Annotated in this window: 16 protein-coding genes; 9 read left to right on the forward strand and 7 right to left on the reverse strand. The window is 41.7% G+C overall.

Translation table 11 applies throughout. The features are described 5' to 3' along the window. Nucleotides 1–499 precede the first annotated feature (499 nt). From FTT83_RS06400 to def, 3 genes are all read right to left on the reverse strand, one after another. Complete coding sequence (locus FTT83_RS06400) at nt 500–2,512, reverse strand: TonB-dependent copper receptor (RefSeq protein WP_180082085.1); 2,013 nt, start codon at nt 2,510–2,512, stop codon at nt 500–502. Between the two features lie 87 nt (nt 2,513–2,599). Then, on the reverse strand, nt 2,600–3,022 hold the full coding sequence (locus tag FTT83_RS06405) for a DUF2946 family protein (protein WP_180042920.1): 423 nt from the start codon (nt 3,020–3,022) through the stop codon (nt 2,600–2,602). Nucleotides 3,023–3,115: 93 nt separating this feature from the next. Next, entirely contained in the window at nt 3,116–3,646 is a 531-nt protein-coding gene (gene def / locus FTT83_RS06410; protein ID WP_086196623.1) for a peptide deformylase, read from the reverse strand. Nucleotides 3,647–3,765: 119 nt separating this feature from the next. On the opposite strand from def, the gene FTT83_RS06415 reads away from it, so the two are divergent. The 3 genes from FTT83_RS06415 (at nt 3,766) to FTT83_RS06425 (ending at nt 6,772) form a co-directional block, all read left to right on the forward strand. Further along, entirely contained in the window at nt 3,766–4,920 is a 1,155-nt protein-coding gene (locus FTT83_RS06415; protein WP_180042919.1) for a LysM peptidoglycan-binding domain-containing protein, read from the forward strand. A gap of 94 nt (nt 4,921–5,014) precedes the next feature. Further along, nucleotides 5,015–6,160, forward strand: a complete 1,146-nt coding sequence (gene dprA / locus FTT83_RS06420; protein WP_180042918.1) for a DNA-processing protein DprA — start codon at nt 5,015–5,017, stop codon at nt 6,158–6,160. Between the two features lie 42 nt (nt 6,161–6,202). After that, nucleotides 6,203–6,772: an L-threonylcarbamoyladenylate synthase gene (locus tag FTT83_RS06425; protein WP_180042917.1), complete on the forward strand. Its 570-nt coding sequence runs from the start codon at nt 6,203–6,205 to the stop codon at nt 6,770–6,772. 418 nt (nt 6,773–7,190) lie between these two features. Here the strand turns inward: FTT83_RS06425 and FTT83_RS06430 are convergent, their stop codons facing one another. Next, nucleotides 7,191–8,105, reverse strand: a complete 915-nt coding sequence (locus FTT83_RS06430) for a DMT family transporter (RefSeq protein WP_180042916.1) — start codon at nt 8,103–8,105, stop codon at nt 7,191–7,193. 183 nt (nt 8,106–8,288) lie between these two features. Between FTT83_RS06430 and FTT83_RS06435 the strand changes: the two genes are divergently transcribed. From FTT83_RS06435 to FTT83_RS06455, 5 genes are all read left to right on the forward strand, one after another. Further along, nucleotides 8,289–9,041: a helix-turn-helix transcriptional regulator gene (locus FTT83_RS06435; protein ID WP_180176443.1), complete on the forward strand. Its 753-nt coding sequence runs from the start codon at nt 8,289–8,291 to the stop codon at nt 9,039–9,041. Nucleotides 9,042–9,230: 189 nt separating this feature from the next. Beyond that, nucleotides 9,231–9,773, forward strand: a complete 543-nt coding sequence (locus tag FTT83_RS06440) for a hypothetical protein (protein WP_180042914.1) — start codon at nt 9,231–9,233, stop codon at nt 9,771–9,773. A gap of 151 nt (nt 9,774–9,924) precedes the next feature. After that, on the forward strand, nt 9,925–10,470 hold the full coding sequence (locus tag FTT83_RS06445) for a glutathione peroxidase (RefSeq protein WP_180176444.1): 546 nt from the start codon (nt 9,925–9,927) through the stop codon (nt 10,468–10,470). Nucleotides 10,471–10,959: 489 nt separating this feature from the next. Beyond that, on the forward strand, nt 10,960–11,343 hold the full coding sequence (locus tag FTT83_RS06450) for an RcnB family protein (RefSeq protein ID WP_180176445.1): 384 nt from the start codon (nt 10,960–10,962) through the stop codon (nt 11,341–11,343). 160 nt (nt 11,344–11,503) lie between these two features. Further along, nucleotides 11,504–12,109 carry a hypothetical protein gene (locus tag FTT83_RS06455; RefSeq protein WP_180176446.1) on the forward strand — a complete coding sequence of 202 codons (606 nt, stop codon included), beginning with the start codon at nt 11,504–11,506 and terminating at the stop codon, nt 12,107–12,109. A gap of 75 nt (nt 12,110–12,184) precedes the next feature. On the opposite strand, the gene adhP is transcribed toward FTT83_RS06455, so the two are convergent. Next, nucleotides 12,185–13,216, reverse strand: coding sequence for an alcohol dehydrogenase AdhP (gene adhP, locus FTT83_RS06460; RefSeq protein ID WP_180176447.1), 1,032 nt, complete (start codon nt 13,214–13,216; stop codon nt 12,185–12,187). 400 nt (nt 13,217–13,616) lie between these two features. Continuing rightward, a complete protein-coding gene (locus tag FTT83_RS06465; protein WP_180176448.1) occupies nt 13,617–13,910 on the reverse strand; it encodes a hypothetical protein in 294 nt (97 codons plus the stop codon). Nucleotides 13,911–14,263: 353 nt separating this feature from the next. Between FTT83_RS06465 and FTT83_RS06470 the strand changes: the two genes are divergently transcribed. Continuing rightward, the gene (locus FTT83_RS06470) at nt 14,264–15,202 is read left to right on the forward strand and encodes a hypothetical protein (RefSeq protein ID WP_180174581.1); all 939 of its coding nucleotides are present in this window, start codon (nt 14,264–14,266) and stop codon (nt 15,200–15,202) included. A gap of 119 nt (nt 15,203–15,321) precedes the next feature. Here FTT83_RS06470 and FTT83_RS06475 read toward each other — a convergent pair whose 3' ends face one another. Next, nucleotides 15,322–15,741 (reverse strand): F0F1 ATP synthase subunit epsilon, encoded by a 420-nt coding sequence (locus tag FTT83_RS06475; RefSeq protein WP_086196636.1) that lies wholly within the window; start codon nt 15,739–15,741, stop codon nt 15,322–15,324. Nucleotides 15,742–15,756 lie beyond the last annotated feature (15 nt).

Here is a 15,756-nt window from a genome sequence, read left to right on the forward strand (position 1 = left end):
CCATCAATCAATGAAAATAATTTCGATCAACCAACCAGTAAAAATCCACACAAGTTGTTCTTCATAATCTCTTAATGATCTTCTTACTGGTTCGTCACCAGCAAGCTAGGTCGGCTATATTACACTAAATATCCTTAGTGTCAATCAGTAATTCAAATTATTTTAAACTTTCTTTCTAAAACCTAATCTTAACACTTCGTGCTAAGTTGCTGTTTTATCAGAAGTTTTAATCTTCATCACCGCCGATGGATGTGCATTCTACAGCATTTTAATGTGCTTGCAACTCCTTTTTAAAAGCAGTTGAATCGGGTGTCTATTTTATAAACCAGAAAATAAATAAGTATATGTTTTATATAATTAAATTATTTAAATAAAAATATTCATTATTTTATTTAGAAATGTAACTTCAACCTAAAACCATGAAAAATATAAATTTTATAAAATAAAAAACCAAAAAAGCAGGAGAATACTCCTGCTTTTTGCCTAATTTAAAGACAAATTAGAACTTCATACTCACCCGTGCCCAATAGTTACGTCCAATATTGTTAAACTGTTCATCACTATCAAAACCAAAGCCAGCACTGCCAGCTTTATTTAGATGCTCGGTATAGGTTTTATCAAGCACGTTATCAATACCGACTGACAAATCAACACCATCTCGTAAATGATAAGTTCCATTTAGGGATAAAGTGGCAAAACCTGCGCTTTCCTTAAAGTCCTTACCAACAATATTGCCTTGATTCTGGCTGACACGGCTTTGATCATCCACTATTCTCCATAATGCACCCAGAGTATAGTTGTCTTGAATATAACGTAAGTTGATACGTGCCTCTAAAGGTGCTATCTGTGGTAACGGTGTATTGTCTGTGGTATTTTCACCCCACGCATACATCGCACTCACATCCGCCTGAATTGCATCGGTAAACTGATAACCAATACCCGCTTCTGCACCGGCAATGGTTGCATCCACATTACGTGAATCTGCTGCATTGGCCATCATACTGGTCATCTTGGTTGGATCATAAGTCATCAAGATAAAATCATTGATTAGCCCGGCATAAGCTGAAGCCCAAGTATTTAATGCACCATGCTGATGCTGATAACCTAAGTCCAATTGTAAGGTTTTTTCAGTATCTAAGCGTTTGAAGGTATGCATCGTACCTTCATAATCAGTTCTAAAAAGTTCCCAATAATCCGGCATGCGTTCAACATAGCCAAGACCAAGATAGCTTTTGGCATTATGATCTGGATGCTGGCTTTCTAAGCGTAAAAAGGCACTTGGTATGGTCTCAGTCCGCTTCACCCCTTTTGCAAGTTTTTCCACACTAACATCATCAACGCGTGCACCACCGACCAACTTATGTTGTTCAGTCATCTGATAGCTTAGTTCACCAAATGCCCCATAGGAATTAAACTTCATATCTGTCTTCACTGGCATAGTCATCATGGCAGAGCTCATCCCACCAGCATGATGGTTTTGCTGTGAATCCACACCTGATACGAGTTGAAACTTGTCCCATTCACTGGTCATTGCAAGACGGGTATTCAGCGTACGGCGCGTAACATTCATGGATTTATCAGCAGCAGGAACGTCTCGTAAGCTATAGTTATCCATGACATGATCGTTAAAGTTGTAATTGATTTGCCCTTCAACTTTTTTAATCACATCATTGATATTCTTTTTCTCAAATCGCAAGCCTAGACTTTCCCTGGCAAATTTAGAGCCATCCATATCACGTCCTGCATACACCACTTCACCGTCGGCTTTTCCCCCACTCAGTTCGATCCATGTATTTTCGTCCGGTGTCCAACCCAATGCGACATCGGCATTCCAGCGTTCCCAGTCCGATGGAACAGTGGTACCATCACCATCTTTATAACTATCCGACACAGAACGATTGGTATTCAGGCGGATATATTTTTTTTCATCGCCGATTGCCGTTTCCACATTCTGATCCAGACGACCATAAGAACCGAGCAGCACACTGGCCTGACCACGATAATTTTTTTCAGCCGTTAATTCAGTTTCCGGACCACGCTCAAAAATAACCGTCGCAGCCGAACCGGTATTGGCATATTGCACCGTTTGTGGCCCTTTGATCACCGAAATCCGGTCATAACTTTCTGGGGAAATATAAGATGTCGGTGAATCCATACGACTTGGACATGCCCCGAGGTTTTCCGTACCATCGGTCAAAATTTTAATCCGTGAACCAAACATACCACGGAAGGTCACATCCCCATTGGTTCCGGCACCGCTATTGACTGAACTAAAACCGACAATACTTTGCAGATAATCTGCACCATCTGTCGCCGGAATCGGCTGGATCGGCTGTTTGGGATCGGCATGCACAATCAAACCATTGGCATCATTGCCCTGATGAGCAGTTACCACAATCGGCGCTAAGGTTTGAACAGTAGTCGTTTGTTGCTCGGCAAATACAGCCGCTGAATAACCGGCAACACAAATCGCAGCCGCAAGTGGCTGTAAAAAGAATTTTGGCTGAGCCATTTTCAATCTCACTAATACATAAATATGAGCTGCGGTTGAAGCAGCGCAAGGGCTAGAGTCAGTCAAGACCCGAAAATACCTTTTGATTTATGCAAATAGTGGTGGGGCTCGCCCTTGGGGCAGAAGAAAGAGTCGCTGTAAAACAAACCAGACATGACTAAAAGTCTTCTGGAATGCCAATAAGCGTACTTGAATACGGTCTAAAACTTCTTTGACCTCCAGTTCAGGAGGCAAAACCAAATTACCGTAGACAGTACAATACTGACATTGATGATCGGCATCTTGATGGCTATGTTCTACAGACTGCTGTTGATGATCTTGATGCAACTGATGATGTGCATGTGTGGATGCGGAAATGTACGGTAAAGCAGGTTTTTGCAATAATGCACGCGTAATGGTTTCACAGACCGGAGCAATCTGATATTGCTTCGGCAGCAAAGGCTGTAAAAACACAGCAATCTGTAAAAATACGGCTATACAAGATAGCAGTAGACCACTACGAAAAAGCACAGGCAAATCCTAAAATTTGTCGGCGGCCAGTATAACAAAGCCCAATTTAAATTGGGCTTTTTTTTAAACTATTTAATCCGGAAGTTGTATGGATTAGCGTTTCACCGCGACTTTTTCTTTTTGGCGCTGACGCACTACTTTTTCCACTTTTTCACGTGCACGTTGACGTTTTAAAGGCGATAAATAATCAACAAATAATTTACCATTTAAGTGATCCATTTCATGTTGAATACAAACAGCGAGAAGTTCGTCTGCTTCCAGCTCAAATGATTGACCCTCAAGGTTAATTGCCTCGATTTTTACACGTGACGGACGCTCAACTTTATCGTATATTTGGGGCACTGACAGACAGCCTTCTTCATAAGGCTGAGTTTCTTCAGTTAATGGCGTAACTTTGGGATTAATAAAGACCATGGGTTGATCTTTATTTTCAGATAAATCCATGACTATCAGCTGAATATGACGATCCACCTGTGTAGCAGCCAAACCGATACCTGGGGCTTCATACATGGTTTCAAGCATATCGGCTACGAGCTGACGAATTTCATCAGTAACTTCTTCGACTGGTTTAGCAATGGTACGCAGACGGGGATCCGGGAAACTTAAAATAGGTAATAAGGCCATACGGTGTCCTCACTTATGCCATTGATCAAAAAACAAAATGAAGGAATGCTTCATCAAAAAAATGTGTGTAATATCGTTATTATAACGCAACTACATACATAATTTTAGGAATTATGATAATGAAAAAGGTTTTGAAGGGCATGCCAACTTTTAGTGCCTTGGGGTTTAAAAAACAATTGTTGGCACTTGCCGTATGTGTAAGTGTTGGGGCCGGCATGGTCAGCATTGCTGAAGCAGCACCTGCTCGTAATATCAATCCACCTGCATTAAAAGCCGGAGCACCACAAGTTTATGTGGTGAAAAAAGGCGATACTTTATGGGATATTTCCAAAAGATTTTTGAAGAATCCAGTACGTTGGCCTGAAATCTGGGCCAGCAATAAACATGTGAAAAACCCACACTGGATTTTCCCGGGCGACCGCCTGCTCATGTGTACCTATAACGGCAAACCAATTATTGGTAAAGATGAAGGTGATGGCTGTGAAGGGATTATCCGTCGTTATACCGGTGGCACCAAGTTACAACCTCAGGTTCGGGTAGAATCATTAAACAATGCCATTCCAGTCATTCCGCTGGAACACATCAAGCAGTGGTTAGAACGCAGCACCATTGTTGCACCTGAATCCATCACAGGTACGCCATACATTTTAGGCACGGCGGACCAACGTGTTCTGGCGGCTCAAGGTCAAACAGTATATGCGCGCGGTAATGGTCTGGAAGTGGGCCAACGCTATGCCGTTTACCGTGAAGGTGAACCGTATATGTTTACCGATGCAAAAGGCAAAAAATACAATGCCGGTCTTGAATTGATTCAGGTGGCATCTGGCATTGCCATCCGTGGTGAAAATGACATTACTACGCTTGAACTGACAGATACCTATAATGCTGAAGTTCGTCGTGGCGACCGTGTATTGCCTGAATACGATCCAATGCTTCCAACCTTATTCTACCCAACCAATGCTGAAGATGTGGTTGCCGGTGGCCAAGTGGTTCGCGTGATGGGATCAATTGGCACTGCTGCGAAACACAGTGTAGTGACGATTGACCGTGGTAGTTTGCAAGGCGTTCAAGCTGGACAGGTATTGACGGTGAGCCAGAAAGGCGAAGTCGTGACTGACCCGAAAACCAAAGAGCGTATTCAACTCCCTGGACAGCACATTGGTAACATCATGGTATTCAAGAGCTTTGATAACCTGAGTTATGCCTATGTACTGGATAGCGAATTGCCAATTAAAGTCGGTGCTGGCATCCAGCCACCACTAATGGATGAATAATCCTTCAATCAAAATAAAATAAGGCTGAGATTCAGCCTTATTTTTTAAACAATAATTTAAACAATAAAAAGAAGATATCTTTAAAGGTCTCGTTATGCTCAATTCCTTAAGCGCCTTGCAGCTGGATTACATTCGTTTATGGTTTCTGGTACAGCACTCTCTGCCCAGCTTTTATAAAATCCAGGAATACTATACCCATCTGGCCGAAGCAACACAGCCTGACCAAATTGAAACATGGCAAAAACTTGGCATTCACAAAAATCATATTCAGCGGCTGCGAGATTTTCATCTTCCTGAATCACAGCGGCAATTTCAGCATTGTATTGATCTGATTCAAAAACAGAGTGATTTTGTACTGTTGCAGGATGATGCACACTACCCGCAGCAACTACTGCCCTATGCCGATAAGCCGCCGATCCTGTTTGGCCAGGGCAATGTCCAAACCCTGTTACAAGCACAAATTGCCATTGTCGGTAGCCGTAAACCCAGCAATCACGGACGCCAGGTGGCCTATGACTTTGCTTATTATCTCAGTGAAAAAGGCTTTTATATCAGCAGTGGCTTGGCACAAGGCATTGATGAAGCCGCCCATCAGGGTGCTTTGCAGCACAATCGCACCATTGCCGTGATGGGTACAGGCCTAGACCTGACCTATCCCAGTCAAAATCAGCCGTTGCGACAGCAGATTCTTGCTCAGGCCGGTACGGTAATCACCGAGTTCTTACCCGGAACCCCTCCTTTACAGCAGCATTTTCCGCGGCGCAACCGCATTGTCAGTGCCTTAAGCCTCGGCGTGATTGTGGCAGAAGCTGCACTGAAAAGTGGTTCTTTAATCACGGCGAAATGGGCAGCGGAACAAGGCAAATTGATCTTTGCCATTCCAGGACATATTTATAGCGAGCATCATCAAGGCTGCCATCAACTGATTCGTGAAGGTGCCATTTTAGTGGATCATCCTGAACAGGTGATTGAAGATCTGGCCCTGCCGACACAATGGCATACGCAACAGCACAGCGAACAGGCCAGCAAACTTGCCCCTTTGGATACCCAACCCGAACTGCCAGCGCATTTAAGCGTTTTGTACAATCAGCTAGACTGGATCGGACAACATCTGGATGAACTGGTCATTCAACTGCAGTTAGACATTGCCACCCTGACCAGTCAATTGATGGAACTGGAATTACTTGGCTTGTGCACCCAACAAGCTGGCATGTATCTACGTTGTCGTCCAGGCAAATAAGGTTCACAATAGCGCTTTAATCAATTTGAAGAGAAAGGTCTGATGATTAGCACCTCTGTTGCCGAAGCTGCTCAATGTTTAAAACAGGGACATGTTTTAGCATATCCCACAGAGGCAGTTTGGGGCTTAGGCTGTGATCCTTTTAACGAACAAGCGTTCCTGGAAATTCTACGTTTAAAGCAACGTCCCATTGAAAAAGGGGTAATTCTCCTGGCAGCACAAATTGCACAGGTAGAACATCTGTTAAAACCGCTGACTGCAGAAATGCGCCAACAGGTCATTGATTCATGGAGTCATCGCTCTCCGACCGAACGCGCAACCACCTGGCTGTTACCCGCAGGCAACCATATTCCGGCATGGATTAAAGGCAACCATGCCAAAGTAGCGGTGCGGGTCACTACCCACCCCTTATGTGTTGCACTGTGCAATGCCTTTAACGGTTTTATTGTCTCGACCAGTGCCAATCCTGCAGGAGAAAACCCTGCCCGCTCCCTTCAGGAAGCCAGCCAATATTTTTCCAGCCAGGTAGATTATTTAAATGGCGATTTAGGTTTAAGCAAAGAACCTAGCCGTATTGTGGATGCTGAAACAGGTGAAGTGATCCGCGCTTAATGCGGATCATTTTGATATAATACGGGCTGAATATTATTTTCAGGCAAAAAAAAGCTCAACCATATAGGGATGGTTGAGCATAAAAAGGATGTGCATAAATCACATCCAGAGGGTATGTAAATCTGGTTGCGAAAGTTTAAAGATTGTTAAGAATAACTTAAACATTCACGATATAAATATTATGTAATAATTAATTTCTTTATACAAATATATTATTTATCTTAAAAGACAGCTAAAAACTATCAAATATTTATCACTTTTTATTAATAATTTAAATTATCTCACTATTTTTTAATTATCTTTTAGCTAAATATCCATTTTAAATACTTTTTTAAAACCACGACTCAGACTTTATTTCCATAAAAATTAATGATAAAACCAGTTTATTTGTCTGTTTTTTAATCTGTTGTTTTTACATTTATGCATTTAATTTTGCTGTTGTTACCACCCGATCTTTCTTTTGAGCCAATAAAATACCCAATAAAATGATCAGACCACCGATGCTGTGATACATGGTCCATGCTTCACCTAACCACAGATTGGCAATAATGGCCGTACAGACTGGCATTAAATTCATAAAAATACTGGTTCGATTCGGTCCGATCATCTGTACCGCCAGCATCCAGACCAAGGGTGCAATCAAAGAGGGAAAAATACCGGCATACAGCACACTGCTTACATTGTTTTGATCAATTGCATCCAGCCCCAAATATAAAACGAAGGGAAAATGGTAAAGCAAGGCAAAAATAATCTGAACATAAAGACTGATCAGCAAGGGAATCTGCAGTTGCCATTTTTTCAGGAAAACGCCATAAAACGCATAAAAAAATACCGCCAGTACCATCATGATATCGCCCGGATGTCCACCAGATTGCAGCAGATGGGTAAAATTTCCCTGAGCCATGACATAAAGCAAACCGGCAAAAGACAGCATGCTGCCTACAACGGCAAAACGGTTAGGCATATCCTTCAGCATGAGCATGGACACAAAAATGGTAAATACCGGAATAAAGGCATTGATAATGCCCATGTTAGTCGCAGTGGTATAATGCGCTGCGCTATAGCCCAACCCTTGATACAGCACCATACCAAAAGCACCAAGAACGGCGAGCTGCTTCCAGTGTGTCAAAACCAGCTGATGTTCACGCCAGACCTTGCCCAGCATAAACGGGGTTAAGACGATAAAAGCTACCAGCCAGCGATAGAAACTGATGCTAACCGGAGAAATATAGTCCGCCACATAACGGGTTACAGTAATGTTCATCGACCAGATTAAAACTGCAAGTAATGGCAAAACAAATGCCCACCAGACTGTTTTGTGTTGCTGTGTCATGCCCTGTACCCTGCTTGAATGTTCAGTTTTTATTTTTACTGAAGTCTGAAATAATTAGAATATCGAATTTCAGACATTAATACTGCGCTCAGGACACTGAAGCATTGGGTTGTGACGATTGAAATGACACCCAAGATCTTTCAGGCATGAATAGACGCAGACATAAAAATCAAGGATATTCACATGCTCCAGCAGATTCAAAACTATATAGAAGTGGATGAATTCTTTTATCAGAAAGATGAAATTATTGCGCCACACAGTTCATTATGGGGTGATTTCAATTTTAGTCTGAATGGTATTTTGGAATATGAAATTGAAGGACAAATTTATCTGTCGCCACCGAATTATGGTCTCTGGCTCCCTCCACACACAGCACATACCTCTATCGCACTAGATGAACAAATCACCCACTATATCTGTATTCGAGTACATCCTTGCTTATGTCAGCATTTTGCAGCTTGTACCAAAACCTTAAGTATTCGCCCCTTTCTTCGGCATTTGGTACATGAAATCTTAGAGCAAAAACAACAGGGTAGAACCACACTACATTATCAGCATTTATTACTGGTACTGATGGATCAACTAAAAACTGCAGCGGCATATGATCACTATTTACCGCAAACCAACCATGTTTTGCTTAAGCCGCTATTACAGCAATTGGCCAATCCACAGCTATTTCACAAGAGCTTGCAGCAACTTCTCAGCGGCTCGCCTATGAGCGAACGACATTTACTGCGCTTGAGCCAGCAAGAATTACAATTGAGCTTATCCGAATGGCGCAATCGGGCCAAAATTTTATATGCGATTGCTCAAATTCGCCAAGGCAAGACAGTGAAAAAATTGGCCTATGAGCTGGGTTATCAACACAGTTCCAGCTTTATTGAGTTTTTTAAACGCTATACCGAACAAACACCTGCACAACTGCGTGATATCTAATACTTACATGAACTTAAATAACTGCTTTGCAATTTGCAGCAGCTTAACAACAAAAATGTCCTAGTTACGGGCTAAAGTCCTATGCCATTTTGATGGCAGCACTCTATTAAAGGGAGTCTCTAGCATATATTTCTTAACGTCTTTAATGTTTTAGGTCTGATGTTGTCATTGGATCTATAAGGATGCGATATGAAAACACTATTACTGGCTTCACTCTGTGTTGCAGCTCTGGCATTAACAGCCTGTGATAAAAAACCCAATGAAGCACCCACATCGTCAGCAGCTACAAGCGCTTCCCCTGCAAGTACACAACCTGCAACCGCAGTGCTAAGTACAAACAATATCAAAGATATTAAAAATGATTTAATTGAAATCCAGACCCTCTCCCAAAATCGCTCCAAAGAGGCTTTAGACTTGCAAAATAAAGCTAATCAGGCTGCGCAAAAAAATGATAAAGTCGCACTAAATACGATCGTTGCAGAAATGAAGACCTATATTGCGAACTTTAACCGGGATCTGGATGCTTTAGCCCTGAAAAGTACCGAGCTAGACAAAGTACGTAGCAAAATTAAAGAATCCAATAATCTGGGTATCGAACTTTCTGAAGAAAGTATTGCCGAAAAACCGGATATGAAAAAAATTGCTGAACTGCGAGACCGGGCAACGCAATTGCAAAAAGAACTGGTCGCCGACATGCAGGCTCTGGAAAACAAAGTCAAAACTGCACAATAAGGTATTGCATGATAAAAACAGGTCGATTGGCCTGTTTTTATTTACCCTGCATGAAAGATTACCATCCAGATCTCAATAAAGACTTGTCGATCGACACAATAAGCTTTAAAACAAAGCAGTCATTCAAATTCAAATATTCAAGGACTTTCTCATGAGCCAATCTGTTTATGATATTCCGGTCAAGACCATTGCCGGACAGGACATCACCTTAAATCAATATGCAGGCAAAGTATTGCTGTTGGTGAATGTCGCCTCTAAATGCGGTTTAACCCCGCAATATGAAGGCTTAGAAAAACTGTATAAAGAAAAGAAAGACCAAGGGCTGGAAATTTTAGGTTTTCCTGCCAATAATTTCCTGGCTCAGGAACCGGGTTCTGATGCAGAAATCCAGGAATTTTGTTCTTTGAATTATCAGGTGGATTTTCCGCTATTTTCTAAAATTTCCGTAGCAGGTGAAGATAAGCATCCACTTTATCAAACCCTGACTCAGGCCATTCTTGAACGTATTGGCGAAGGACCTTGGTGGAAAGATCTGGTCGATTATGGCCTGACTCCAAATGAGCCGCCTGAAGTGTTATGGAACTTTGAAAAATTCCTGATTAATAAAAAAGGGGAAGTGGTAGCCCGCTTTGCACCAGACATCACAGCGGATGATCAACGTATTGTCGATGCGATTAATGCTGAACTTGCCAAATAAAAGTATGCTCTAAACCGGCCGGCTCAACTTGTTTAATTCAGGCTGAAGTCGGCTTTATTTTTCTCTAATCATTTTAACTTTCAAAAAACTGTCCAGACATAAGTCTGTTGAACATGACCCAAAACTGAACGAACATCAGGCTATTTCTATCAGCAATTTTTATCATCATATCGGTGAAATAACCTGCCGCATGAATGAGATGCCAGGCAAAATCATCACCAGACAGAACACGCTACTGACGAATAATGAAAGCCGATTGCCCTAGCACTTTGAAAAATTTCCGATCAGCCAGCAAAGGGACATCGGAGCTGGTTGTCCCCAGAAATTAGCAGATTCAAATCAAGGAAGGAATTCAGAGAGTTGCATGCCATTCATGCTTCAGAGCAGGCAGCAAATTACATTTATACAATAGATTATTCACGTTTTCTCTTTAACTTAAAGGTGAAATAAAAATATTGGCTGACAGCTATTTTAAGCGTAGGTAAACCCATGAAAAAACTAGTACATGCTGGACTCTTTGCTTTAACCACTACCGTGCTGGCAGCACCTGCAGCAATCGCTGCGCCACCTGCTCATGCCCATGAAAATAACAACCATGCCCAAAATATGCATCCGGGTGACGCACATGGCCAACAGCACGCTGAACAGCGTCATCATGAAGTCATACAAAATCGGGTTTTAAAACCATCCCGCGACTGGAAGGCCGGTCAAGCCCTGCCTTCACATTATTATGGTAAAGGCTATGCAATTGATCATAAGCGTTATAAAAATCTGAGTAAACCGGGCAAAAACCAGCGCTGGATTCGCGTCAATGGCGACTATGTACTGATTAACACGCTCAATCACAGTATTGTGAAAATTATGACAAATTGAGCTTAGTCATTTATGTAAAGTTAAGAGCGCTGCAGCGCTCTTTTTAATAACTCAAGCGCTTATATTCAAAATATTCGTTATGACTTTGCAACAATTAGTTTTTTCTCCACATTCTGTCCCTATATTGTGAGGTATTGATTGAAGCTAAAATGAAAGAGATATGAAAAAATTCATCCAAAATGCGGTTTCTCCTTTTGTGATGTTTAGTGCGGGCCTTTTGCTGATTGGTTGTGAACAAGCCAGTACACCGGATTCAACAGAAAAAGAAACATCCAGCGAAGTATCCGAACAGGTCTCTACCCCGTCAGCTACAGAAGCCTCAATTAAAACCGAACTGAAAAGCGGAAACATGTTTTATATTGTCCGCGATGTTGCCGATATACAATTGAAAACCGGTGACTATATTGAACAGCTCAAACAGAGCCAATCGGATTTAGAAGCGGCTGTTTCCAATCATGATCAGCAGCAATTACAAAGCACTGCAGAATCCTTAAAAGCCCAGTTAAAAGGTTTTGATCAGGCACTCAGCAGCTTGAACCTGAAAAGTCAGGAAATTGATTCGATTCGTCAAAATGTGATGCAGGCCAATCAGCAAGTGCTAGCCACCCCGTTTTTAAATGGCGAGATCGACTTGACTCAGGTCGATTTCAAGAAAATTGAACAACAAATGGGTACGATCCAGACGGAAATGATTAAACTGGCCGGCATGATGATTCCTGAAGGTCAGCATGATTCAGGTCCAAGTAAATCCGATCAAGAAAGTTAATCCCCCTGTAGATAAAGCCTCTAAAAATAAAGACCAATTCAGCATCCTGCAGAATTGGTCTGTTTAAATTGAAGATTAAAGTCTCATATCAATCACGATACGGCCATCAATTTTACCCTGCTCCATACGCTCAAAAATATCGTTAATATTCTCAAGCGGTTCTACATGGATATGCGCCTTGACCTTGCCGCGCGCTGCAATATCCAGTGCTTCTTTCAAGTCCAGACGCGTTCCGACAATCGAGCCGCGCACGGTAATCCCTTCCAGCACCATATTAAAAATCGACAAGTCAAAGGTTCCCGCTGGCAAACCATTTAAAACCATAGTGCCACCACGACGAACAATCGCCACAGCCTGTTCAAATGCCTTTGGCGATACCGCGGTCACCAAAACACCGTGACAACCCTCACCCGTGGCTTTCATAACTTCTTCCTTGACATCCACTTTCAGGGCATTAATGGTCACATCAGCACCCAAGTTTTTGGCCAATTCCAGTTTAGAATCATCCACATCAATTGCCACCACATTAAAGCCCATGGTCTTGGCATACTGAATTGCCACATGACCTAGACCACCAATCCCAGAAATGGCGACCCAGTCCCCGGTTTTGGCTTCGGTCATTTTCAAACCTTTATAGACGGTCACGCCAGCACACAAAATCGGGGCAATTTCCAGCAAATTGACACCTTCAGGAATCACGCCGACGTAGTCACCATCTGCCAGGCAATATTCAGCAAAACTGCCATTCACTGAATAACCCGAATTTTGCTGTTTCTTGCACAAGGTTTCCCAGCCAGCATAGCAATGATCGCAATGACCACATGCAGAATACAGCCACGGAACACCGACAATATCACCCACCTTTAAATGCTCTACCCCCTCACCGACCTCAATGACTTCACCCACGCCTTCATGTCCGGGAACAAAAGGTAAAGTTGGTTTTACCGGCCAATCCCCATGCATGGCATGCAGATCGGTATGACAAACACCTGTTGCAATAATTTTCACCAGTACTTTACCCGGACTGATTTTCGGAATTTCCAGCTCTTGTATTTGCAGCGGCTGGTTAAATGCCTTAACCACCGCGGCTTTCATTGTATTCGCCATATTGATGTTCTCCATATTACGCATACTGAGAAGACTCTTGTTAGAGGAGCCACAGCTCTACTATATCGAACAATAAATCATCAAAATGAGTGGATTTGTATCGGATTTGATCACTTTAGATGTGCTTGCCGTTCAGCAGTACAAGAGGTGCCGGCTCTAAAATGATTGTTTCTTATTTTGAAGCTTGAAGCTGATTTGAAAAAAATCCCTGGTAAGACTATAAATAACAGCAAGGCATAGCCGATCTTGCTTGCTAAAGCCAGGATTCGGGCAACTGATAAGAACTAGAAATGTCGCGTTTAACTCAGATTTTTAATGAGATTTATAGAGAGTAAACATAATTATTAAGAGTAATTTTTCCATCTTAGCAACGAGGTTCATTCTTACCAACTCATGGATTTTACTGTACACGCCATTGTTTAAAAGCAGCCTGCATCGCTTGTTTTTCTTTAGATGAGGATAAACGGCTTTCCATAGCAGAAAAATCACCCTTATATGCAGAAGCAACCATGGATTTTGCCAGTTCCTCAATACTCTTCCGACCGTACTGTTTATAAGCCAGGATTTCATCTTGCGTTAAAAACAAGTCCCAGCAGGATACGACCGAACTCATATCCACTGCAATGCTGAGATAATAATGCTCAAAGTCTTGGTAAAGTTCCCAAAAGTGCGGTTCATGTTCGATAAGGTTCATCTAAAACTATAAGCGTTCAAAGTAGATACTTTTAATCTATACCCAATACCTGCTTATAAGATATGCAACTTTAGATATTATTTTTGCACTGTTGAAATGAAATAGAAATTGTTTGGCTTGAAATAACCCGGCAAAAGCCAATTTTCCTAAAGTAAAACATGGGCATGGGTAATCTAAAAAGGTAGAGATATAAGCTGGAAGTAAGATCGAATGAAATTTTAAGTTAAAAATAGAACTGCGCTCTGTGTTCTATTTTCCCTCTATACAATTGATGTTTTTATAAAAAAACATTATCCACTTCTCATTTTTCCTATAATATGTACAAATAGCAAACACACAAAATATTTTATAATATGAAAAAAATGATTCTTGTGGTGGTCTGTTTAGCAATCATGGCGTATGGCATGTTGCATTTCATCATGCCTGAAAAAGCTATGCCACGCTTAAATCAATTTTTTTCTCACCCTATAAAAGATGTTCAACTGATTCAAGACTGGCTCAAACATAATCAACAACAGCAGTTGTTATTGGTTGATGTCATCCAACCGGTCAGCCCAAAGCAAACTGGTCCTTATGTTGAATACATCAAACAACGAATTGAATTGAATCAACAAAATATTCAGCGTATTAAACTCAGTCACTACAAAAGCAAAGCATTTAAAGAAATTCAACAATTGGAAATTCATGCCTTGCAACAATGGAATAATCTCTATCAAAGCAATATTGTTGATGCTTTTGAACAGCAACAACGTTTTTTAGACTTGCCCATGAAAGAATTGCAACAACTGGAAACTGAAGCACGTTACGCACTTCAACAACAAGAAATGAGCGTATTGCAACGGCTACAACAATTGGTCCAACAGAACAGCGATTATGTTGCAAATATTGACCATAACCTGCTTGGTGACTGGCTTGACTACCATTTGATGCAACATGAAATTCACCCGATCATTGTCGAAGGGCAAAATCCCTCCTCCACTGACCCAGATGATCGTTTAGAATCATTACAAGATTTGCAACTGTATAAACGTTTTCAGCCAGATACGGATGAATATAAATACATCATGGCGCTTTCAACTCAGCTTTGGCATGTTGAATATCCCGCTTCATCCAATCTAGCCACAGCAAACCCGCGACCTATTTCATATGCTGACCAATCCGGAGAAGAAATTATCGTTCCGGAAGATATACCCAAAGCTGAAAAATTAAAGCAACTGATTAAGACACAAGATGACAAAGTGAGTGATATGTTGTTCGGTCAACTCAGACAGGCTTTCTTTAAAGAAAAATAGAATTAAATATAGAAAATTCACTCTGCTTTTTAAGCAGGAATAATCTCTTGGGGAAGTAAAAAGAATTTAAAAATAAAAAAACCACCCTTTCGGGTGGTTTTTCAATCTCGAACCGTGTCTTATTGAGCGCGGTTTTTGATTTTGCGGATGGTTTCCAGCTGAGCAGCAGTTTCTGCAAGAGCAGCAAGCGCAGCAGCAGAGTCCAAGTCGCTCTTTTGATTTGCTAGCAATTGTTCAGCTTGTTTACGAGCTTCAATAATTGCGGCTTCATCAAGGTTGTCAGCACGGACTGCAGTGTCTGCAAGTACAGTAACAACGTGCGGTTGAACTTCAAGTACACCACCAGATACATAGATTAACTCTTCTGTACCATTTTCAAGCAGAACGCGGATTGCACCCGGCTTGAGTAAAGTTACCAGCGGAGCATGGCCAGGCATAATACCCAACTCACCACCAGCACCTTTAGCAATTAGCATAGTTACAGTGCCTGAGTACAAAGACTCTTTAACACTTACAACGTCACATTGCATAGTCGCCATGAGAATCTCCTAAAT

The organism is Acinetobacter sp. YH01018, assembly GCF_013420295.1.
In the GTDB taxonomy this organism is placed as follows: Bacteria; Pseudomonadota; Gammaproteobacteria; order Pseudomonadales; family Moraxellaceae; genus Acinetobacter.